Source organism: Quadrisphaera granulorum (assembly GCF_003149145.1).
Taxonomy (GTDB): domain Bacteria; phylum Actinomycetota; class Actinomycetes; order Actinomycetales; family Quadrisphaeraceae; genus Quadrisphaera; species Quadrisphaera granulorum.
Genome location: NZ_QGDQ01000012.1, coordinates 38,538 through 58,337, shown reverse-complemented (window position 1 = coordinate 58,337; position 19,800 = coordinate 38,538). Strand labels below are relative to the sequence as shown.

The window sequence follows — 19,800 nt, the reverse complement described above, 5'->3', positions numbered from 1 at the left end:
GGCCGATGAGCACGACAGATCTGCCTCCCAAGCTCGCGGCCGTCGTCGACGACTTCGACGCCGTCGGCGAGCGCGAGAGGCTCCAGCTGCTGCTGGAGTTCAGCGAGGGGCTGCCCGAGCTGCCGGAGCGGTACACCCAGCATCCCGAGCTCCTCGAGCCGGTGCCGGAGTGCCAGTCACCGGTGTTCGTCGTCACCGAGCTCGAGGACGCCGACCACGCCACGCCCCCGCTGGCGCGCATCGTGCGTGTCTTCGCCTCCGCACCGCGGGAGGCGCCGACCACGCGGGGCTTCGCGGGGATCCTCTGCGAGGGACTTGACGGGCTTCCCGCCGGCGAGCTGCTGGCCGTCCCGGATGACTTCTGCGACCGCCTGGGCCTCGGCCGGGCGGTGAGCCCACTCCGGATGCGTGGCATGTCGGGGATGCTCGGCCGTATCAAGCGGCAGGTGCGAGAGCGCACGGCGGCCTGATCGCTCGCCTGAGCGCCCGCTCGACGACGAAGGGGCGCCGGTCCGCAACGGACCGGCGCCCCTTCGTCGTCCGCGGATGACGCGGCTCGGATGCCTTCGGGAACTGCGCCTGAAAGAACAGCGCGTGACGGACAGGCCCTGACGAACAGCGCCTCAGGCGGCGGCTTGGCGCGCGCGAGTGTCGAGCGCGTCGGCGCTGCCGGCGACGTCAGAATCGTCGTCGTGGTCTCGGCGGCCGGGATCGCGGAGGTTGCCTGTGGCCCACGCCCCGGCCCACACCGCGATGCCGCCGATGGCGATACCGGCGAGGTCATCGACGATGTAGTGCCAGCCGAAGTAGATGGTGGCCAGCACGGTGAGCGCGAAGAACGTCCACATGGCTCGGCGCACGAGCTTCGGCATGCCGATGAGCTGCACGATGAGTGCGGCGGTGAAGACGACCGACACGTGCAGCGATGCGAACGCCGCGATGCCGGAGACCGTGCCGCCGACGTCGGGGTCGGCCATGACGATCGAGCGGTTGCGCACCAGCGCTGCCTGCAGACCGGTGACATCGGTGCGTGCGAGGTCGGTGAAATCCCACGGGAGGGCGTAGAACGGCCCCGACGCCGGGATGAGGTAGTAGCTGGCGGCACCGAGCGCCCAGTTGAGGCAGAGCGCTGTCACGTACCAGAGCCCGTGCGAGAGGTGCCGCCAGAAGATCAACGCCACGGCCACCGAGACGGGCACGAAGATCAGGTAGCCCATGTAGACGAAGGACAGCACGTGTGCCGAGAAGCCCGTGCCGAGCACGGCGTGGAGGATCTCCGCCGGGTTGTTGCCGAACGCGAGCAGCCGGTCGCTGGCAATGAGAGCCAGGTCTTGCGAGCTCTCGTGGATGAACGGCAGGAAGTTCTTGAGGTTCCGGTACCCGACGTAGGTGATGTAGAAGCTCGCCACCGCTACGAGCACCGGCACGAGCCGGCGCCACGGCCAGCGCGCCACCGCGACGTCGCGCGCGGAGCGCACGAGCCCGCGAGCGGAACGCAACTCCGGATGGGCGCGCAGCCGCCATGCGGCGCGGGGCAGCACGTCGAGCAGGAGGCAGATCGCCACGATGGCAGGCATCCGGACCCAGCCCGGACCGAGGAAGCCGTCGGGGTCACGCAGGGGGATGCCGAGCCACACCGACCCGACGACGGCGAGGCCGCCGGTGACGGCGGCGGTTCCCACCGCGAGGGAGAGAACGCGATGCCGGTGACGTCGACTCGGTACCTCGACGGTGGCGACGGCACGCGCGGACGCGTCACGAGTGGTACCGAGGGCCATGGGGTCATTCTGACCCACCGAACGGTTCCCGCGCGTCCACGCAGTGGTCATTTGCCGGTCACCCGGTGGTCGTTCGCTTGCAGAGCCGGGGAACGCAGCAGCTCCGAGTCGGCTCCAGGTCGGCTGCTGGTTGACTGCCGGGGTGTCACAGCCTCCGACGCCAGCGCCCGGAACCCCACCCGAGGAGCCCGCTCAGCAGCACACCGAGCAGCCCTCTGAGCAGCAGGCACGCGCCGGTGGCAACCCGCGTCGCAACCTCACGGGCATCGCGTTCGTGCTGTTGGGCTTCTGGTTCGCGTCGTCGTCGTGGGAGGCCGACATGTCCGTGTGGCTGCGTGTCGTCTGCGTAGTCCTCGGAGCCGCCGTCCTCGGGTACGGGGCCGTGCAGCTCTGGCAGAACCGGCGTCGCTGACCACCGGCTGACCGTCACAGGTGCTCGAGGAGGAACCTCGCGACCTCGCGCTCCCACCGGTCGGGGTCGGAGTTCCACTCGCGGCAGTGGCCCGCTCCAGGGAACTCCAGCAGGGTCACGAGGTCGGGCCGGGCCGCGGCGAGCATCCGGCTAGGCCCCACCGGGACCACCGCGTCGGCCTCTCCGTGGAGTAGCAGCACGGGGACCCGCAGTTCCTCGGCACGGGTGACCCAGTCGAGCCGGTCGAGGTCGAGCGGGCCCTCGACGCCGAGCGCGGCGCGCGCCAGCGGCGATCCCATGAGCGCGGTGCCCGCCCGTCCCAGCGTCGGGGGAACCCGGTGCACGCGCGCCTGGTGCTGCAGCACCGTCCGCCAGTCGAGCACGGGGCCGTCAAGGACGACGGCGCGCACGCGGTCGGCCGTCCACGACCGCGACAGGTGCGACAGCACGATCGCCCCGCCCATCGACCAGCCGATGAGGACGACGTCGCGGGCCCCCGCGTCAAGTGCGTGCAGGACCGCGGCTTCGACGTCGACCCACTCGGTGTCTCCCAGGCCGTAGCGGCCCGAGACGCTGGTCGGCGCGCCGGGGTCGTTGCGGTAGCTCGGCACGAGCGCCGGCACGCCCAGACGGTGCAGCACCGGCAGCGCGCGCAGGCACTCCTCGCGGGTGCCGCCGCGTCCGTGCACGAGCACGGCCCACACCCGGTCGCGGAGCTCGCCGTCGGCAGGGTGCACCAGCCAGGCGGGCAACTTGCCCACCGGTGAGGAGACGATCACGTCGTCGAAGGGCAGCCCGAGCGCCCGGCCTGGGTCTCCCGTGTGGAACCAGCCGCTCCAGCGGCCGGGGCCGGGGCGCAGGACGCCGGAGTCGGTGCCCAGCAGCGCACGCACCACGGCCCGCCCGCGTCGCTGCGCCTGCCCACCCGCTCCGGGCTCCTCGACGCCGATCACGTCACCCAGCTGGGAGTGCGTGGCGCCGCCGTCGGTCCACAGGCCGTACCGGCCGGGGGCGAGGGTGAGGTCGCTCGCGGCGAGCAGCACGCGGTCGGGCTCGACGGCGAGCACCTTGACGTCGTCGAGGCGGACCTTCTCCGGGGTGACGACGCGACGGGCGAAGTGCGCCGCCACGGCGGAGGCCGCAGCAGAGGCCACCAGCCCCACCGCTCCCCCGACGACGGCGCTCCGGACGACGGCGCGCGTCAGCGAGGCGGCCCGCAGAGCGGCCGCGGCGACGTCGCCGCCCGGTGCACCGGGAGTGCTCGGTGCGCTCACGCTGCCCACCGCACCACGGGGCGAGCGACCCCCACCGCGCCGAGCACGGCGGCGAGCGCTACGGGGGCGGCGGGACCGGTGCGGAGGGGCTCGGCTCGACGGCTGCGCCTCATGCTCCGATCCTGCCAGCGCCCCGCTCGTCGTGCGCGCGCCACGGGCGTGCTGGCCACATGGCACCGTCGGATGACGCTCTCGGGTAGCGCACCGCCCGGGCGACCACCACGATCACACCGTGACCCCACCTGCTTCCCGCACCTCCAGCGCGCCCTCGAAGGCCTCCACGGCCTCGGACGCCCCCAGCCAGGACTCCCAGACCAAGAACAGTCAGCCCACCAAGGCGGGCACCGATGGCAAGGCCGGCAATGGCACGAGCAGCCCGGCCAGCCGGTCGACCGGCCGGTCGACCGGTCGCTCAGGCGGCCGCTCGACGAGTTCGACCACGTCCTCCCGCCGCAAGGCGCCGTCGAGGGGGCCGGCGCGGCGCAGGAGGTCGACCGCCCGCCCGCTGGCGTCCCGCGTCGAGCCCGGCCTGCCGTACCCGCTGGGCGTCACCCTGCGTGGTGACGGCATCAACGTCGCCCTGCCGTCCGAGACGGCCGAGCGCGTAGAGCTGTGCCTCTTCGACAGCTCCGGCGCCGAGACCCGGGTGGAGCTTCCCGAGCGGTCGGGCCACGTCTTCCACGGGTACCTGCCCGGGATCGGCGCCGGCCAGCGGTACGGATTCCGGGTCCACGGCGCCTGGGACCCGACGCGTGGCCTGCGGCACAACCCGCACAAGCTGCTGCTCGACCCGTGGGCTCGCGCGGTCGAGGGCACCTTCGGTGCCGGCGAGGAAGTGTTCGGCCACCACTGGGACGACGGCAGCAAGCTCAACGAGGCCGACTCCGCGCCGTCGGTGCCGCGCTGTGTCGTCGTCGACGAATCCTTCGACTGGGGCAACGACACGCCCCCGCGGACTCCCCTGCACAGCACGCTCGTCTATGAGACGCACGTCAAGGGCCTGACGTACCAGCACCCCGACGTCCCCGAGGAGCTGCGCGGCACCTACGCCGGGCTCGCCCACCCCGCGGTGACGAACTACCTCAAGGACCTCGGCGTCACGACGGTCGAGCTGCTGCCGATGCACCAGTTCGTGCAGGACTCCCACCTCGAGGAGAAGGGCCTGCGCAACTACTGGGGCTACAACTCCATCGGCTTCCTCGCGCCGCACGGCGAGTACGCCGCGGCCGGGGACGGTGGCGGGCAGGTCGCCGAGTTCAAGCAGATGGTCAAGGACCTGCACGCCGCCGGCCTGGAGGTCGTGCTCGACGTCGTCTACAACCACACCGCCGAGGGCAACGACAAGGGGCCGACCTTCAGCCTCAAGGGCATCGACAACGGGTCCTTCTACCGGCTCGTCGAGGGTGACGAGGCGCACTACTTCGACACCTCCGGCACCGGCAACAGCATCAACGCGTCCCACCCGGTGGCACTCGGACTGGTCATGGACTCGCTGCGGTACTGGGTGCAGGAGATGCACGTCGACGGGTTCCGCTTCGACCTGGCGACGACGCTGACCCGCCAGGGCGGCGAGATGGACGTGCACAGCGCCTTCCTCACGCTGGTCCACCAGGACCCGGTGCTCGCGCCCGTGAAGATGATCGCCGAGCCGTGGGACACCGCCGGCTACCAGGTGGGCGGCTTCCCAGCGCGGTGGTCGGAGTGGAACGGCAAGTACCGCGACGACGTCCGCGACTTCTGGCGCGGTGAGGAGGGCGTGCTCGGCGCCTTCGCCCATCGCATCACCGGCTCGGGCGACATCTACGGCGGCGCACCGGGCACGGGCGCGCGCGACCCGCTGTGCAGCATCAACTTCATCACCGCGCACGACGGCTTCACCCTGCACGACCTCACCAGCTACGACGCCAAGCACAACGACGCGAACGGCGAGGGCAACAACGACGGCGAGAACGACAACAAGAGCTGGGGGTGCGGCGCCGAAGGGCCCACCGACGACGACGCCGTCAACGAGCTGCGCAGGCGCCAGCGGAAGAACTTCCTCGCGACGCTGCTGCTCTCGCACGGCGTGCCGATGCTCCTCGGCGGTGACGAGATGGGGCGCACGCAGGGCGGCAACAACAACGCCTACTGCCAGGACAGCGAGATCTCCTGGTTCGACTGGTCCGGTGTCGACGACGACGGCGAGGAGCTGCGGGCGTTCACGCGCGAGCTGACGGAGCTGCGCCGGGAGCACCCGGCGCTCCGTCCGCGGCACTTCGGCGACGTCGACGTGGAGATGCGCCGCGCAGACGGCCCCGAGATGAGCGACGCGGACTGGGCCGAGCCGCTCAACAAGGCACTGACCGTCCACTTCACGGGTCCGCGCTCGGACGGCGCCGACGACGTCGAGGAGTTCATGCTCATGGTCAACGGCTCCGAGAGCGTGGTGGAGTTCACCGTGCCGACGCGCACCGACTCCGGCACGGAACCGGAGGCCGCGGGGCTGCCCGGGTGGAAGCTCGTGCTGTCGACCGACCCGGATCAGCACGTCAAGAAGCGGGGCCTGGCGCCGGGGCAGCAGATCCTCGTGCGGGACCGCTCGCTGACGCTGCTGCACCGCATCGACTAACCCCCCTCGTCGCAGCTGAGCGCCTGGTTGCGGTTCCCGGCAGGTCGGGGACCGCAACCAGGCGCTCGGCTGCGACCGCTGGTCAGGCGTGCCGCGTGCCTCCGCAGCACACGGAGTGGCGGTTGACGGTCGCCAGGGCGTTCTGGAACACCGGTGCCGCGCTCGCGGCGGAGGCGAAGCTCGCCTTGTTGATGAACCGCTGGCCGCTCTGCGTCGAGATGTCGTGCACGACCTGCCCGTCGATGAGCGTGTAGTTCACCGTGGCCCCGCTGACCTCGGCGATCGGCACGCCGAACAGGTCGCGGTCGAGCACGACGAGGTCGGCCTGCTTGCCCACGGCGATGGTGCCGGTGATGTCGTCCTGGAACAGCTGGTAGGCCGACCCGGCCGTGTGCATGAGCAGAGAGTCGTTCAGCGAGATGCCCTGCTCGGGGTAGAGCGCACCGCCCGTCTCGGAGAACGTGCCCTTGCGGTCGACCGCGGTGCGCACCTGGTTCCAGGGGTTGAGCTTGTCGACGGGCCAGTCGGAGCTGCCCGACACCTGCGCCCCCGTCTTTGCGATCGACCCGAGCGGGTACATGCGACGGTGGCGGTCCGGGCCAACATAGGGCTCAAGGCTCGCCAACGTGAAGGAGAAGGGCGACGCCCACTGCATCTGCATGTTCGCGATCACCTGGTTCTGCGCGAACCGCGGCACGTCCTGCTCCGAGCAGAACTGGACGTGGGTGACCGTGTGGCGGTTGCGCGCACCCCCGTTGGCCTTCTGTGCGGCCTCGAAGCCGTCGAGGCTGGCGCGCACCGCGTGGTCACCGATCGAGTGCGTGTGGATCTGCCAGCCCTCCTTGTCGAGACGCGTGGCGATCTTCGTGAAGTCCGCCTCCGACACGTAGAGCTCACCGCGGCGGTCGGTGGGCTTGCCGTCGGCGTCGAGGTAGGGGTCGAGCATGGCCGCGGTCTGCGCCGGGTACTCGCTGACGCCGTCCATGAAGACCTTCGCGGTGCGCACCTTCACCCGCGGGTGGTCCTTGAACTGCTCGCGCACCGCGTTCATCTCTGCAAGCGTCTCGTCGGCGGCGTCGATCTGGGCCTTGTCGACACCGGACGCGACGCTGATCCGCTGCTTGGCGACGCCAGAGTCAGTGAGCTCGGCGAAGCTGTTCGCACGGGCTGCCGGTCCCGCGGCGTCCATGATGCTCGTGATCCCGACGCCCGCAAGGAAGGCGAAGGCGTCCTCGCTCGCCTCGCGCTGCTGGGCCTCGGTGAGCGGCGGGGCCTGCCCGCCGACGATCCACTGGGCGGCGTCCTTGAGGAGACCCGTGGGGCCGTCGGCGTCCTTGACGATGACACCCCCGTCGGGGGACGGCGTGTCGTTCGTGAGGCCGGCGATCTCCAGCGCGCGCATGTTGGCCCACCCGTTGTGGAAGTCGGAGCCGCGCAGGAAGATCGGACGCGTCGTGCGGAGCGCATCGAGGTACTTCCGGTGCGCGACCGCGTCGGTGAGGCCCGCGGGGTTCCAGTCGACGACGACGAGCCAGTTGTCGGGACGGTCGTCGCCCTGCTTGTCGAGGATGGCCTGCACCTTCTGCTGCAGCTCACCGACCGTCAGCACGGCGTTCTCCAGGGTGGGGTAGTAGAGGCCCTCCCCGCCCGACATCGTGTGCTGGTGGGCGTCGTGGATGCCCGGCATGACGGTGCCGCCCTTGGCGTCGATCGCCTGCGTCTTCGGCCCGTTCAGCTTGCGCACCTCGGCCTCGGTGCCCACCGCGATGATGGTGCCGCTGGCATTGATCGCGACGGCCTCGGCGAAGGTGGTCGGGTCACCGGTCCATACCCGGCCGTTGCTGATGATGATCGCCGCTGTCGACGCTCCTGCGGTGGCCGCCGCGGAGGACTGGGGCTTGCGTGACGCGTTCACGCCGTAGGCGACGCCACCGGCTACCGCGGCAGCGCCGATGACGCCTCCACCGACGAGCAGGCTGCGTCGGGAGAGCCGGCGACCGGGAGAGTCGGTGTCGTCGCGGGGCGGCGGGGCGGCGTCGCTCATGGAGCCTCTTTTCAGGTTCTGCAGACCGGCGTGGGCCTGACCAAGCATCACCCAATACCCTTGGGCTGGCTGGACCATATACCCTTGGGTGACGATATTGAGGGAGAAGATCGTGGATCATGCGCCGACTGCGTGAAGATCGACCAAGGCTCTCGCGAGAGCTCATCGTCGCGACGGGCCTGGATCTCGCCCGCGCGAACGAGGAGCCCACTCTGGGTGCTGTCTCCCGACGGATCGGGGTGCACATCTCCTCGCTCTACGACCACGTGACCGACCGTGCCGATCTCGTCAACGCCATGCGTGCGGCCACCGCATCGGAGATGACGGACGCGTCCCTCCCGAGCGAGTGGGAAGCCCTCCTTCGGTTGCTGGCCGTATCCATGGGCCGGGTCTTCGCGACCTACCCCGGGGCGATCGTGTCGTTCGCCATGACGCCGTTGCCCGAGTCGTCAGAGTCCCCCGTCGATCACGCCTTCGACGCCCTTGTCGCGGCGATGGAGGCGGACGGCATCCCCGCTCAGCGCGCCGAAGCAGGAGTGCGCGCGCTGAACGCCCTGATGCTCGGCCTCGCCCTCGACTCGCTCGACCCCGACACCGACCCCACCGGCACCGAGACCGCCCGGCAGGTGGGCGTGGACGGCCTCATCGCCGCGCTGCGCGCCTACGAGACTCCAGACGTCGGCAGCGACCACCGCACTCCCCCACGATGAGGCCGTGAAGCTGCCCGTCATGCCGCCCGTCGCGCCGATGCTCGCCAAGGCCGTGTACAAAGACGTGACCACCGTCCCCCAACCTGACGCGGTGACCGGCGGGCTCCTCTATGAACCGAAGTGGGACCTCTCTGCGCTCTTGCGCTAAGAGAGACCACCAGGCCAGGCGACGTGGTGCTGCCATCGACCTCCATCTCGCCCGGCGAAGCGGTACCACTCTCGGTATCTCAGCGGTACCGTCGCGACATGGCCATCAACCTCCGTCTGGCACCCGAGGCAGAAGAAGCGCTCCGTGAGCGAGCTGCCATCACGGGCAGGTCGCAGCAGGAGCTCCTCCGCGCCGCCGTCGACGCCCTGCTCGAGCGCCACGACGTGGAGGGTGCACCCTCCGCCGCCTCCGAGTCGCATCAGCTGATCTCCCGCGGTCGGCTCCACCCCGCCCGTGTCGCCTACCGCCGACCTGTCCAGCGCTATACGGCTCCCAACGGCGGACGCTCGTCTGACGCCCTCGACCGAGACGAGAGGCTGTGACCCGCCTCTACCTCGACTCCAGCGCCCTGCTGAAGCGGGTGGTCGACGAGGCCGAGTCGGAGCATCTGGAAGACCGGCTCTCCGACGAGGTCGAGCGGGGTTCGCTCCTGTGCACCTCGGCGCTGTCCACGGTCGAGGTCTCGCGCGCATTGGCGCGCCTCGGCATCCCTGACCCCGGCGGCGCCACGACGTCGGCCGCACTGGCGGGGGTGCACCTCAGCCCGCTCAGCGACGAGGTGGTTGCTCTCGCGCGCCGCACGGGGCCGGCCCTCCTGCGGACCCTGGACGCGCTGCACCTCGCGACAGCGGTGCTGCTCGACGTCGACCTCGTCGCGGCCTACGACCAGCGGCTCCTCGATGCGGCTGCAGAGACGGGCCTTGCGACCGCAGAGCCTCACTGACCCGTCAGCCGAACCCTCAGGGGAGGGCGAAGCCCAGCTCCCGGTAGCCGCGTGAGCGCTTGACCAGCGACGACGCGAGCACCCCGGTGTGCACGTCGTGGTAGTCGTGGACCTCCACGGTCTCCTTGCCCGGCGCTGGCCGCAGGACGCGACCCACGTACTGCACCACGCGTCCTCGGAACGCGACCGGTGCCGCCAGGAACAGGGTGTCCAGGGGCGGGCAGTCGAACCCCTCACCCACGAACGGGCCGGTCGCGACCACCAGCAGTGGGTCGCCACCCGTCTCCGGCGACAACAGCGCCATCGCGGCGGCACGGCGGTGACGACCTGGACTTTCTGAGCCGGTAAGACGGGCTGCTCGCGGTCCGCCGCACGGGCCTCGGTGACCACGCGGTCGCCTGACTGTCCTTGCCCCCGTGCGGGCACGCCGGGACCGCAGGCCTGGCAGAGCGTCCTGCACTCCCCCACGATGAGGCCGTGAAGCTGCCCGTCATGCCACCGGTCTCCCCCATGCTGGCCAAGGCCACCACCATGGAGAAGGTCGTTGAGCTGCTGGAACGCGGTGACGTCAGAGTTGACCCGAAGTGGGACGGGTTCCGCTGCATCGTCTTCAAGGACGGCGACGAGGTAGAGCTCGGCAGCCGGGGCTCCAAGCCGCTGACCCGGTACTTCCCCGAGCTGGTCGAGCACCTGCGCGCCCAGCTGCCCGACCGCTGCGTGATGGACGGCGAGGTGGTGGTCCGCCGCGGTGAGCCCGGCGCGGAGCGCCTCGACTGGGAGGCCCTCGCGCAGCGCATCCACCCTGCAGCCAGCCGGATCACCCTGCTGTCGCAGCAGACGCCGGCGTCGTTCGTCGCGTTCGACCTGCTGGCCATCGCCGACGACGACCTCACCGCCCGGCCTTTCTCCGAGCGCCGAACGGCACTGGAGCAGGCGCTGGCGAACGTCACGGCGCCCGTCCACCTCACCCGCACGACCACCGACCCCGCGCTGGCCCAGGAGTGGCTGCAGACCTTCGAGGGTGCCGGGCTCGACGGGGTGGTCGCCAAGCCACTTGCCGCCCCCTACTCCGCCGGCAAGCGCGTCATGCTCAAGGTGAAGCACGCGCGGACGGCGGACGTCGTCGTCGTCGGATACCGGGTGCACAAGTCCGGCGCCGGTGTGGGCTCCCTGCTGCTGGGCCTCCACGACGACGACGGCCAGCTGCGCCAGGTCGGCGGAGCCAGCGCGTTCTCCGACAAACTCCGCCTGGAGCTCGAGAAGGAGCTGCAGCCACTGGTGCTGCGCGACGACGACGGCGCCCCGCGCCGGCAGACGGGCGAGAAGAACCGGTTCGCGGCGGCGGACAAGGACGCCAGCTGGATCCCCCTGCACCCCGACCTCGTGGCCGAGGTGAAGTACGACCAGCTCGAGGGCGACAGGTTCCGCCACACCGTTCAGCTGGCGCGCTGGCGGCCCGACCGCGACCCAGCGTCCTGCCGGTTCGACCAGCTCGACGTGCCCGCCGCCTACGACCTCGCGGACGTGCTGACGGGCGGATAGCGTCCGGGGCGTGTCCGAGATCAACGCAGAGATCGAGTCCCCCGTCGTCGTCCTTCTCACCGAGCAGCCTGTCGAGGGTGCCGACGCGGAGCGGATCCTCGCGCTGCACGAGGGCGAGCAGCTGACCTACCGGGTGCTCGTGCCGGCGGACACCAAGCGGTCCGTGCTCACCGAGGTGGTCGACGCGCTGAGCCTGGCGCACTGGCGCGAGGCCGCCGAGGCGCTGCGGGAGGGCAGCCACCGCGACCCGGAGCTCGCGCGAGCGGAGGCATCGACCGTCGTGGAGACCACGGTCGCGGCGCTGCGGGCGCTGGGCCGCGACGTCGACGGCGTGGTCACCGACGACGACCCGGTGCCCGCCCTCGAGGCTGCGGTGGAGCAGTACGGGGCGCGCGAGGTGGTGGTGGTCACGCGGCCGCACGCGGTGGAGGAGACGTTCCACCGCGACTGGGCTAGCCGCGCCCGCGAGGTGCTCGGCGTACCCGTGCTGCATACGTACGCGGGCACCGGCGGGCAGCTCGGCTGACGGCGAGCACCGAGGGAACGCGTCGCGCGCGATCCGTGTTGGAGGAGACATGACCGCTCACCCCACGTCCAGTCGCCAGTACCCCGTGGCCAAGTCCGACACCGAGTGGCGACAGCAGCTCTCCCCCGCCGAGTACCGCGTGCTGCGCGAAGCCGGCACGGAGCGCGCGTGGGTCGGTGAGTACACCGACACCGAGACCAAGGGCGTGTACCGCTGCAAGGCGTGCAGCGCGGAGCTGTTCCGCTCCACCACCAAGTTCCACTCGAACTGCGGGTGGCCGTCGTTCTACGCCCCGTCGGAGTCCGACGCGGTGGAGCTCATCACGGACCGTTCGCTCGGCATGGTCCGCACCGAGGTGCGCTGCGCCTCGTGCGGCTCTCACCTGGGCCACGTCTTCGAGGGCGAAGGCTTCCCGACGCCCACGGACCAGCGGTACTGCATCAACTCGATCAGCCTCGACCTGGAGCCCGGCGCCCAGGGTTCAGCAGAGCGCTGAGCACCAGCCTTCCGAGCAGGCCCGCCGCCAGCACCGCCAGCCCGGTGGCCGCGGCGGCGGGTGGCAGGGCCGCCACCAGCCCCAGGCACCCGGCCAGGCCGAGCACGGCGACGGGTCTCTCCCATAAGCGGCGCTGCGGGTCGCGGCCGGCGCGGACCCACGCCGCGAGGTTGGCCACCGCGTAGTACACGAGCACGCCGGTCGAGCTGGCGGCGATGGCGCCGCGCAGGTCGGTGGTCAGGACCAGGACGACGACGACGGCGCCGACCACCAGCTGCGCGACCGCAGGCGCGCCGCTGCGCGGGCTGATCGCTGCGAGCGGGCTCGGCAGTTCGCGGTCACGGGCCATGGCCAGGGCGGTGCGGCCGACGCCCGTCATCACCGTGAGCAGCGACCCGAGCGCTGCGACGGCGGCGCCCACGGTGACGAGCACCGCGAGCTGGGGCGCGGGTCCTGCGGCGACGGCGTCGCGCAGAGGGAGGGGGCTGGCGGCGGTCGTCGTCGTCCCCAGCACCCCGAGGACCACGACGACGACGGCCGCGTAGACGACCAGCACGATGACGAGGGCGATGGCGACGGCGCGGCCGATCGTGCGCTGCGGGTCGCGGACCTCCTCACCGAGCGTGGCGATGCGCGCGTACCCCGCGAAGGCGAAGAACAGCAGGCCAGCGGCCTGGAGCACGCCGAGCGGCGTCGTCCCGGTCGTCCCTGCGCCGGTCAGCGCGGCGAGGTCCAGCCCCCCGCCGGCTGCCGCGGCAAGGCTCACTGCGAGGACGGCGAGCGTCGCCGCTACGAGGACCGCGGTGACACGGGCGGTCCGCTGCACGCCGGCGCAGGTCAGGGCCGTGAAGAGCACGACGACGACGGCGGCGGGCACGCCCGGGTGCTCCGGCCAGACGGCCGCCCCGGCCACCAACGCGATGGCGGCGCAGCTGGCGGTCTTGCCCACCACGAACGCCCAGCCCGCGGCAAAGCCCCACCACTCGCCCAGTTCACGGCGACCGTAGGCGTAGGCGCCTCCGGCGAGGGGGTGCAGACCCGCCAGGCGCGCGGTGGAGGTCGCGTTACAGGTCGCGACGAGCGCGGCGAGGGCGAGAGCCGCGAGCAGGCCTGGCGAGGACGGGCCGACGGCGGCCGCGGCGGGGCCGACAGCGCCGAAGACGCCCGCGCCGAGCATGGCGCCGAGGCCCACGACGACGGCATCGCGGAGGCCGAGTTCGCGGCGCAGCCCCGGGGTGGTCACCGCGCGACCCTGCCGTGTCGAGGTGAACCCCCGGTGACCAGCCCACCCCCTCCGCGACGATCGTCGCGGAGGGGGTGGCTAGAGGGTGCGGGCGGACAGAGCCACGCGGACACCGAAGAGGACGAGCACCCCGCCCGTCACGCGGTCGACCCAGCGCGCGAACGACGTCGAGGCCAGCCGGGAACCCAGCGCCGAGCTACCCAGCACCAGCGCGAGGCTCCACACCGACCCGATGGCGCAGTGCACGCCCGCGAGCAGCAGTCCCATCGCCAGCGGTGGGACGCCCGCGGCAGAGAACTGCGGGATGGTCGCCAGGTAGAACACGCCGACCTTGGGGTTGAGCAGGTTGGTCACCAGCCCGGTGGTGAAGGCGCGCCTGGCGGAGACGCCGGAGGGCGGGCGGGGGCCGGCGTGCGCGTCGTCGTCCTGATCAATCTTCCGGAAGCCCGCGACGAGCAGGCGCACGCCCATCCACACGAGGTAGGCGGCACCGGCCAGGGTCAGCACGCGGTACGCGGTCTGCGACGCGGCGAGCACCGCCGTGGCGCCGAGCGCCGCGGCCGCGCCCCACGCGAGGCAGCCGACCTGGATGCCGGCCGCGGTGGCGAGGGCGCTCCGGCGCCGGCTGGTCAGCGAGGTCCTCAGGATGAGCGCCGTGTCGAGACCCGGGACCAGCGTCAGCAGCCCTGCCACCAGCGCAAACCCCAGCACCGCCTGCTGCACCGTCATGAGCGCGAGGCTAGCGGCGCGGCTGCCGCAGGATGGGCGGGTGAGCGATGCTGCTGCGAGCCACCCGACCGTCCACCGCGCCACCTGGGGCGAGCTCGACCCGGCGCTGGCGTACGCCGTGCTGAAACTGCGGGTGGACGTGTTCGTGGTGGAGCAGGAGTGCCCCTACCCCGAACTCGACGGGCGCGACCTCGAAGCCACCACGGAGCATCTGTGGGTGGCGGGGCCGGCTGGCACGCCGGTGGGTGCGTACCTGCGCGTCCTGGCGGGCCGCCCTGGCGATCCGGACGGCGCGCGCCGCATCGGCCGCGTGGTGACCTCGCCGGCCGAGCGCGGGCACGGGTTGGCGGGGGTGCTGCTGGACGACGTCGTCACGCGGCACGGTGACGGTCCGCTCGTGCTCGACGCCCAGGCGCCCCTGGAGCGGTGGTACACCCGATGGGGTTTCGAGGTCAGTGGGCCGGCGTACGTCGAGGACGGGATTCCGCACGTTCCCATGACACGACTCCCCCGGCCGTGATCATGGGCGGGCTAGGGAAGGCTTGCCACCAGCTCGCGCAGCTCCACGCGACGGCCCGTGAAGAACGGCAGCTCCTCGCGGACGTGCCGGCGCGCCTCGGTGTTCCGCAGGTCACGCATGAGGTCGACGATGCGGTGCAGCTCGTCGGCCTCGAACGCGAGCAGCCACTCGTAGTCGCCCAGGGCGAACGCGGAGACGGTGTTGGCGCGCACGTCGGGGTACGGGCGGGCGGCGAGGCCGTGGTCGCGCAGCATGGTGCGGCGTTCGGACTCCGGCAGCAGGTACCACTCGTAGGACCTCACGAACGGGTACACGTTGAGGTACTTCCGCGGCTCCTCGCCGGCCATGAACGCCGGCACGTGCGCCTTGTTGAACTCCGCGGTGCGGTGCACGCCGACGCTCGACCACACCGGCCGCAGCAGGCGCCCGAGCGCCGTGCGGCGCAGCCGGCGGTAGGCCTCCTGGACCACCTCGACGTCGGACGCGTGCCACCAGACCATGAGGTCGGCGTCGGCGCGCATGCCGGACAGGTCGTAGAAGCCGCGGACCTCCAGGTCGTGCCCCTCCACGCCACCGGCAGGGCCGAGGGACCGCATCAGCGCCTCGATCTCGGCGGTGGCCGCGACCCGGTCGGCCTCGCCGCCGAGCCCTCCGCCGGTGTGCGCCGAAGGGTCGAGCGCGAACACCGACCACATCGTGTAGCGGATGGTCTGGTTGATCTCCTCGGCCACCTGCGCGGCGGTGCGCCCGTCGGGGGTGGTGACGGGCTCTCCGGCGTGAGCCGGGGCATGCTGCAGCGACGTCATGCCCCCATCCTCGCCCCCGCCCTGCGGCGCACCGCCGGGGGTCGGGCCCAGATCGGTTCAGGGTGTGAGGTCCGCCACCACGGAGGCGGCCGCGCGGCGTGCCGCCGCGATGCACGCCGGCACCCCGACCCCGTCGACGGCGGCCCCCGCGAGCGCCAGCGCCGGGTGCTCGTCCGCCGCGGCGTGCGCGGCGGCGATCCGGGCCGCGTGCCCGACGTCGGGCTGCGGCAGCGCCGCGGGCCAGCGGGTCACGAGCGAGGCCAGCGGCTCCAGCCGGTGGCCCACGAGGTCGGAGCCGTCGTCGAGGACGGCGGCGAGCAGTGCGGCGTCGGGGCGGTCGAGCACCGCCCCCTCGCCGCGGCGTCCCACCGACAGGCGCAGCACCTCGGTGCCGCGCCCCGCCGAGCGGCCTGCCGTCTGCGCGACCCAGGCCCACTTGCGGCTCGAGGCCGTCATCGCCTTGACCAGGCGCCCTTCGGCGGGCGGCACGAGCAGCCCTGACAGCGGTTGCCCCTCGTCGTCGACGAGGGCGTCGAGGGTGCCGGGGGGCAGCAGCAGCGTCACGAGTGCGAGCCCGGCGTCGTCGACGGCGCCCAGGGCCGTGGCCGCGCCGGGCGCCGTGTCGCCCAGTAGGGCGCTGGCCGCGGGAGGCGGGACGGCGAGCACCACGCCGTCGTACCGCTCGGGGCGTTTCAGCCCGGTCCAGCGGTCCTCGACGTCGACCTGCCAGGCGCCGCCGGAGCGCCGCAGGCGGCGGGCCCGCGCGGACGTCCGAACCTGCACGCCGCGCGCGTCGAGCGCCGCAGCCACCGCGCCGGGCAGCCGCCCGACGCCGCCGCGCACCCCTGCGAAGACGCCCCCGCCGGCTGCGGTGCCGACCAGGCCCGCCGCTCCCCCGGCTGTCACAGGATCGGAGGACGGCGACGGCGACGACGCCGCCTGCGAGGCCCGGCCCGCGGCGCGCACCGCCTCGAGCAGCGAGGCGCCGTCGCGTGCGGCGGGCCACAGCGCCGGCAGCACCGACCGCATCGACAACCCCGCCGCGCGGCCGGCGTAGACCCCGCCCAGCAACGGCTCCACGAGCGCATCCACGACGGCGCTGCCCAGACGGGCCGCGACGAAGGAGGCGACGTCGACGTCGCCGTCCTCCCCCAACGGCTCCGTGAGGCGCTCGTCGGCAGCGCGGGCGATCTCGGCGTCGGTGAGCAGGCCCGCGAGGGACGCCGGGTCGGCCGGAACGCCCATGACGGTGCCGCGCGGCACCGGGTGGCGCTCCCCCCGGACGACGACGGCGGCGCGCGTGGTAACCGGCTGCACGAGGTCGCCGCCGAGCCCGACCTCCCGGGCCAGCTCGATGGCCTCCGGCCGGCGGGCCAGCAGGGACTCCGCCCCGATGTCGACCAACAGCCCGCCCACCTGGCCCGTCTGCAGGGGCCCGCCGAATCGGCCGGAGGCCTCCAGGACGACGACGTCGACGGTGCCCTCGCGCACGAGCTCCCACGCCGCCGCCAACCCGCTGATGCCACCGCCCACCACGACGACGCGCGGCCGCGCCGCGGGACCCACCTCGCTCATCGGCAGTTCAGCGGGACGTGCGCTCGTGCACGCGCTCCACCACGCGCAGCAGCGCGTCGGGGTCGGTGCCGGGCGGCACACCGTGCCCGAGGTTGAACACGTGCCCACCCGCAGCCGGGGCGCCGAGCGCCGCCGCGGCGTCCTCGAGGACGGCGTCGACGGCGGCGTCGAGCACGGCCGGCGGGGCGCCGAGCAGGGCCGGGTCGAGGTTGCCCTGCAGGGCGCGGGGCGTGCCGTCGGCGCGGGTGCGGGCGGCGGCATCGCGCAGGCTGACGCGGTAGTCGACACCGACGACGTCGGCGCCCGCCTCGCCCATGGCCCCCAGCAGCTCACCCGTGCCCACCCCGAAGTGGATGCGGGGCACCGGCAGGCCATCGGCGGTGGAGGGCCCGCGCAGCGCGCCCACGGCCGCCAGCACCGAGGCGGAGGCGGGCATCGCGTGCTCGCGATAGTCGGCCAGGGACAGCGCGCCGGCCCAGGAGTCGAACAGCTGCACTACGCGGGCGCCGTTCTCGACCTGGACCTGCAGGAACGTCGCGGAGACGCGAGCCAGCTTCTCCGCGAGCGCCCGCCACAGGCCGGGGTCGGTGTGGATGAAGGCCTTGGTGGCGGCGTGGTCCTTGCTGGGGCCTCCCTCGACGAGGTAGCTCGCGAGGGTGAAGGGGGCCCCGGCGAAGCCGATGAGCGGCACGCCGCCGGGCCCACCGAGGCCGTCGAGCTCGCCGACCAGCTGGCGCACGGCCTGGGCGATCGGTTCGAGCTGGTCGGGATGCAGCTCGGGCAGGGCGTCGACGTCGGCGGCGGTGCGGACGGGCTTGGCGACGACGGGCCCGGTGCCGGGGACGATGTCGAGGTCGACCCCGGCGGCCTTGAGCGGCAGCACGATGTCGGAGTAGAGGACGGCGCCGTCGACGCCGTATCGGCGCACCGGCTGCAGCGTGATCTCCGTGACGAGGTCGGGCGTCATGCAGGCGTCGAGCATGGCGATGCCCTCGCGGACCCGGCGGTACTCCGGCAAGGAGCGCCCCGCCTGCCGCATGAACCACACAGGCGTGTGGGTCAGCGGCTCCCCCGTGTGGTTCATCCGGCAGGCGGCGACGAGCGGCGGGACGGGGATGCTCACGGCTCCATCATCGCCTGGGGGCGCGTGCGGGAGGATGCCCTCATGGACGCACGCGGCGGTGGGCCGGGTACCGAGGGCGGGGCCCCGGTCCCGGAGGCCTTCGCCGCTGCGGTGCAGCAGATCCGGGCGACCTCGCTGCGACCGGAGATCTCCCTCGAAGAGGTCCCCGGACCTCGCTCCATGGCGCCGTGGTCGCTGGCGCTGTCCGCGGACGTGCTCGACGAGGCCGGCGACGACGTCGCCGAAGGGCGGTTCGTGCTCCTGCACGACCCGGCCGGCCAGGAGGGCTGGGACGGTCCGTGGCGCGTGGTGGTGCTGGCGCGCTGCTCCCCCGCCACCGAGGACACCGACGACCCGCTGCTCGCTGACGTGGCGTGGAGCTGGCTGGTGGAGGCCCTGGACGACTACGGCCTGCCCGTGCGCTCCCTCGGCGGGACGGTGACGACGTCGACGTCGCGCTCCTACGGGCAGCTCTCGGCGCGGCCGGTGGACGTCGAGCTGGAGGTGCGGGCGTCCTTCAGCCCCCGGGACGCCGACGTGCCCGGCGGTGTGGGTGACGCGCTGCTGGCGTGGGGCCAGCTGCTCGGGGCCGCCGCTGGCCTGCCGCCGCTGCCGCACGGCGTGGTGCGTCTCCCGCGTCGTTGACCTGTCGCTGACCTGTCGACTGACGGTCCTGCACAGCCGCCGCGGCGACTGTCCCCCGATCGAGGGAACGCACCGCTTGCTCCAGATGGGTGCACGGGGTGCGCCGAACGTGTCAAGGCACCCCCTGAGCCGCCCGATACCCCCTGCAGGACGCATCCGGCCCGGGTGCGGCAGGAGCAGGAGGTCAGGGATGACGACCATGGCGGAGAGCGCGCTCGCTCGCGCGCCGAGGGCGGGTGTTGTCGCGCGAGGGCGCCGCACCACCGCGCTCGTGGCGGTTCAAGACCTCGCCGCGCGTGAGGTGGCCGTTCGCGTGCTGCGCGCGCTGGGGGCCAGCGACGTCGTCGCGGCGAGCTCGGTGACGGAGGCGCGCCGCGCCGCCGTGCACCACCAGGGCGACCTCTGCGTCATCGAGGCCGGGCTGCAGGACGGTGCCGGCGTGGCGCTGGCCCGCGACCTGCGCGCGGCCGGATGGACCCGCGCCGTCGTCGTCTCGACCTCCGAGGACCCGTGGACCGTGCGCTCGGCGCTGAGCTCCGGCGTCCGCTGCTTCCTGTCCACGGCCGCTCGCGGCACCGAGGCGCCCATCGTGCCGAGCTCACCGGACGGGCTGTCCAGCCTCTCGGCGCGCGAGGTCGAGGTGCTGCAGCTCGTGGCCGACGGCCACTCGAACCGCGAGGTCGGCGAGGAGCTGGGCCTGTCGGCGCTGACGGTGAAGAGCCACCTGGCGCGCATCGCCCGCAAGCTCGGCACGGGTGACCGCGCCGAGATGGTCCTCATCACCCTGCGGGCCGGCGTCATCTCCTGACGCCGGCGACGATCGCGGCGCTGTCGGCG

General features: G+C 72.8%; 21 protein-coding genes and 1 pseudogene. 13 read left to right on the top strand and 9 right to left on the bottom strand.

The features are described from left to right. Window positions 1-5: 5 nt before the first annotated feature. A complete protein-coding gene (locus BXY45_RS10875) occupies window positions 6-470 on the top strand; it encodes a SufE family protein (RefSeq protein WP_109774521.1) in 465 nt (154 codons plus the stop codon). A gap of 153 nt (window positions 471-623) precedes the next feature. Here BXY45_RS10875 and BXY45_RS10870 read toward each other — a convergent pair whose 3' ends face one another. Beyond that, complete coding sequence (locus BXY45_RS10870; protein ID WP_170131454.1) at window positions 624-1,778, bottom strand: phosphatase PAP2 family protein; 1,155 nt, start codon at window positions 1,776-1,778, stop codon at window positions 624-626. Between the two features lie 142 nt (window positions 1,779-1,920). Here BXY45_RS10870 and BXY45_RS10865 point away from each other — a divergent pair, with 142 nt between their 5' ends. Then, window positions 1,921-2,190, top strand: a complete 270-nt coding sequence (locus tag BXY45_RS10865; protein ID WP_109774519.1) for a hypothetical protein — start codon at window positions 1,921-1,923, stop codon at window positions 2,188-2,190. 14 nt (window positions 2,191-2,204) lie between these two features. Here BXY45_RS10865 and BXY45_RS10860 read toward each other — a convergent pair whose 3' ends face one another. Next, the gene (locus BXY45_RS10860) at window positions 2,205-3,464 is read right to left on the bottom strand and encodes an alpha/beta hydrolase family protein (RefSeq protein ID WP_109774595.1); all 1,260 of its coding nucleotides are present in this window, start codon (window positions 3,462-3,464) and stop codon (window positions 2,205-2,207) included. A gap of 505 nt (window positions 3,465-3,969) precedes the next feature. Between BXY45_RS10860 and glgX the strand changes: the two genes are divergently transcribed. Further along, entirely contained in the window at window positions 3,970-6,072 is a 2,103-nt protein-coding gene (glgX, locus tag BXY45_RS10855; RefSeq protein WP_109774594.1) for a glycogen debranching protein GlgX, read from the top strand. 82 nt (window positions 6,073-6,154) lie between these two features. Here glgX and BXY45_RS10850 read toward each other — a convergent pair whose 3' ends face one another. Next, the gene (locus BXY45_RS10850; protein ID WP_170131453.1) at window positions 6,155-8,116 is read right to left on the bottom strand and encodes an amidohydrolase; all 1,962 of its coding nucleotides are present in this window, start codon (window positions 8,114-8,116) and stop codon (window positions 6,155-6,157) included. 119 nt (window positions 8,117-8,235) lie between these two features. On the opposite strand from BXY45_RS10850, the gene BXY45_RS10845 reads away from it, so the two are divergent. The 4 genes and pseudogenes from BXY45_RS10845 to BXY45_RS10830 all read left to right on the top strand — a co-directional run bounded on the left by BXY45_RS10845 (window position 8,236) and on the right by BXY45_RS10830 (window position 9,758). After that, entirely contained in the window at window positions 8,236-8,826 is a 591-nt protein-coding gene (locus BXY45_RS10845) for a hypothetical protein (protein WP_146211159.1), read from the top strand. 4 nt (window positions 8,827-8,830) lie between these two features. Then, window positions 8,831-8,953, top strand: a pseudogene (locus BXY45_RS10840) (ATP-dependent DNA ligase); the annotation flags it as partial. Window positions 8,954-9,072: 119 nt separating this feature from the next. Beyond that, on the top strand, window positions 9,073-9,357 hold the full coding sequence (locus BXY45_RS10835) for a ribbon-helix-helix protein, CopG family (RefSeq protein WP_109774516.1): 285 nt from the start codon (window positions 9,073-9,075) through the stop codon (window positions 9,355-9,357). After that, window positions 9,354-9,758: a type II toxin-antitoxin system VapC family toxin gene (locus BXY45_RS10830; protein WP_109774515.1), complete on the top strand. Its 405-nt coding sequence runs from the start codon at window positions 9,354-9,356 to the stop codon at window positions 9,756-9,758. Before BXY45_RS10835 ends, BXY45_RS10830 begins: the two co-directional genes overlap by 4 nt. 16 nt (window positions 9,759-9,774) lie before the next feature. Here the strand turns inward: BXY45_RS10830 and BXY45_RS10825 are convergent, their stop codons facing one another. Continuing rightward, window positions 9,775-10,062, bottom strand: coding sequence for a helicase (end) (locus tag BXY45_RS10825; protein WP_109774514.1), 288 nt, complete (start codon window positions 10,060-10,062; stop codon window positions 9,775-9,777). 188 nt (window positions 10,063-10,250) lie between these two features. Here BXY45_RS10825 and BXY45_RS10820 point away from each other — a divergent pair, with 188 nt between their 5' ends. Genes BXY45_RS10820 through msrB form a run of 3 tightly spaced genes read left to right on the top strand, consistent with a single transcriptional unit; the run spans window position 10,251 to window position 12,322 of the window. Then, entirely contained in the window at window positions 10,251-11,300 is a 1,050-nt protein-coding gene (locus BXY45_RS10820; protein WP_109774593.1) for an ATP-dependent DNA ligase, read from the top strand. Between the two features lie 10 nt (window positions 11,301-11,310). Then, window positions 11,311-11,826, top strand: coding sequence for a hypothetical protein (locus tag BXY45_RS10815; protein WP_109774513.1), 516 nt, complete (start codon window positions 11,311-11,313; stop codon window positions 11,824-11,826). 49 nt (window positions 11,827-11,875) lie between these two features. Further along, complete coding sequence (msrB, locus tag BXY45_RS10810; RefSeq protein ID WP_109774511.1) at window positions 11,876-12,322, top strand: peptide-methionine (R)-S-oxide reductase MsrB; 447 nt, start codon at window positions 11,876-11,878, stop codon at window positions 12,320-12,322. Here msrB and BXY45_RS10805 read toward each other — a convergent pair. Continuing rightward, window positions 12,276-13,565: an APC family permease gene (locus BXY45_RS10805; protein ID WP_245961752.1), complete on the bottom strand. Its 1,290-nt coding sequence runs from the start codon at window positions 13,563-13,565 to the stop codon at window positions 12,276-12,278. The two genes, msrB and BXY45_RS10805, sit on opposite strands and share 47 nt — an antisense overlap. Window positions 13,566-13,643: 78 nt before the next feature. Further along, window positions 13,644-14,294, bottom strand: a complete 651-nt coding sequence (locus tag BXY45_RS10800; protein ID WP_109774509.1) for a LysE family translocator — start codon at window positions 14,292-14,294, stop codon at window positions 13,644-13,646. A gap of 40 nt (window positions 14,295-14,334) precedes the next feature. Between BXY45_RS10800 and BXY45_RS10795 the strand changes: the two genes are divergently transcribed. Further along, window positions 14,335-14,814 (top strand): GNAT family N-acetyltransferase, encoded by a 480-nt coding sequence (locus tag BXY45_RS10795; RefSeq protein ID WP_245961751.1) that lies wholly within the window; start codon window positions 14,335-14,337, stop codon window positions 14,812-14,814. Window positions 14,815-14,825: 11 nt separating this feature from the next. Here the strand turns inward: BXY45_RS10795 and hemQ are convergent, their stop codons facing one another. Genes hemQ through hemE form a run of 3 tightly spaced genes read right to left on the bottom strand, consistent with a single transcriptional unit; the run spans window position 14,826 to window position 18,279 of the window. After that, window positions 14,826-15,620, bottom strand: coding sequence for a hydrogen peroxide-dependent heme synthase (gene hemQ, locus BXY45_RS10790; protein WP_109774506.1), 795 nt, complete (start codon window positions 15,618-15,620; stop codon window positions 14,826-14,828). A gap of 57 nt (window positions 15,621-15,677) precedes the next feature. After that, window positions 15,678-17,195 carry a protoporphyrinogen oxidase gene (hemG, locus tag BXY45_RS10785; protein WP_109774504.1) on the bottom strand — a complete coding sequence of 506 codons (1,518 nt, stop codon included), beginning with the start codon at window positions 17,193-17,195 and terminating at the stop codon, window positions 15,678-15,680. A gap of 7 nt (window positions 17,196-17,202) precedes the next feature. Then, complete coding sequence (gene hemE / locus BXY45_RS10780) at window positions 17,203-18,279, bottom strand: uroporphyrinogen decarboxylase (protein ID WP_109774591.1); 1,077 nt, start codon at window positions 18,277-18,279, stop codon at window positions 17,203-17,205. Between the two features lie 81 nt (window positions 18,280-18,360). Between hemE and BXY45_RS10775 the strand changes: the two genes are divergently transcribed. After that, window positions 18,361-18,963, top strand: coding sequence for a DUF3000 domain-containing protein (locus tag BXY45_RS10775; RefSeq protein ID WP_109774502.1), 603 nt, complete (start codon window positions 18,361-18,363; stop codon window positions 18,961-18,963). Window positions 18,964-19,153: 190 nt separating this feature from the next. Continuing rightward, entirely contained in the window at window positions 19,154-19,771 is a 618-nt protein-coding gene (locus BXY45_RS24540) for a response regulator transcription factor (protein WP_170131452.1), read from the top strand. The last annotated feature ends 29 nt before the right edge of the window (window positions 19,772-19,800 follow it).

Bases quoted from the DNA above. Each gene is read 5' to 3' on its own strand.
- BXY45_RS10875 (WP_109774521.1), top strand. From the start codon at position 6: ATGAGCACGACAGATCTGCCTCCCAAGCTCGCGGCCGTCGTCGACGAC.
- BXY45_RS10870 (WP_170131454.1), bottom strand. From the start codon at position 1,778: ATGGCCCTCGGTACCACTCGTGACGCGTCCGCGCGTGCCGTCGCCACC.
- BXY45_RS10850 (WP_170131453.1), bottom strand. From the start codon at position 8,116: ATGAGCGACGCCGCCCCGCCGCCCCGCGACGACACCGACTCTCCCGGT.
- BXY45_RS10845 (WP_146211159.1), top strand. From the start codon at position 8,236: ATGCGCCGACTGCGTGAAGATCGACCAAGGCTCTCGCGAGAGCTCATC.
- BXY45_RS10835 (WP_109774516.1), top strand. From the start codon at position 9,073: ATGGCCATCAACCTCCGTCTGGCACCCGAGGCAGAAGAAGCGCTCCGT.
- BXY45_RS10825 (WP_109774514.1), bottom strand. From the start codon at position 10,062: ATGGCGCTGTTGTCGCCGGAGACGGGTGGCGACCCACTGCTGGTGGTC.
- BXY45_RS10820 (WP_109774593.1), top strand. From the start codon at position 10,251: ATGCCACCGGTCTCCCCCATGCTGGCCAAGGCCACCACCATGGAGAAG.
- msrB (WP_109774511.1), top strand. From the start codon at position 11,876: ATGACCGCTCACCCCACGTCCAGTCGCCAGTACCCCGTGGCCAAGTCC.
- BXY45_RS10800 (WP_109774509.1), bottom strand. From the start codon at position 14,294: ATGACGGTGCAGCAGGCGGTGCTGGGGTTTGCGCTGGTGGCAGGGCTG.
- hemQ (WP_109774506.1), bottom strand. From the start codon at position 15,620: ATGACGTCGCTGCAGCATGCCCCGGCTCACGCCGGAGAGCCCGTCACC.
- hemG (WP_109774504.1), bottom strand. From the start codon at position 17,195: ATGAGCGAGGTGGGTCCCGCGGCGCGGCCGCGCGTCGTCGTGGTGGGC.
- hemE (WP_109774591.1), bottom strand. From the start codon at position 18,279: ATGAACCACACGGGGGAGCCGCTGACCCACACGCCTGTGTGGTTCATG.
- BXY45_RS10775 (WP_109774502.1), top strand. From the start codon at position 18,361: ATGGACGCACGCGGCGGTGGGCCGGGTACCGAGGGCGGGGCCCCGGTC.
- BXY45_RS24540 (WP_170131452.1), top strand. From the start codon at position 19,154: ATGACGACCATGGCGGAGAGCGCGCTCGCTCGCGCGCCGAGGGCGGGT.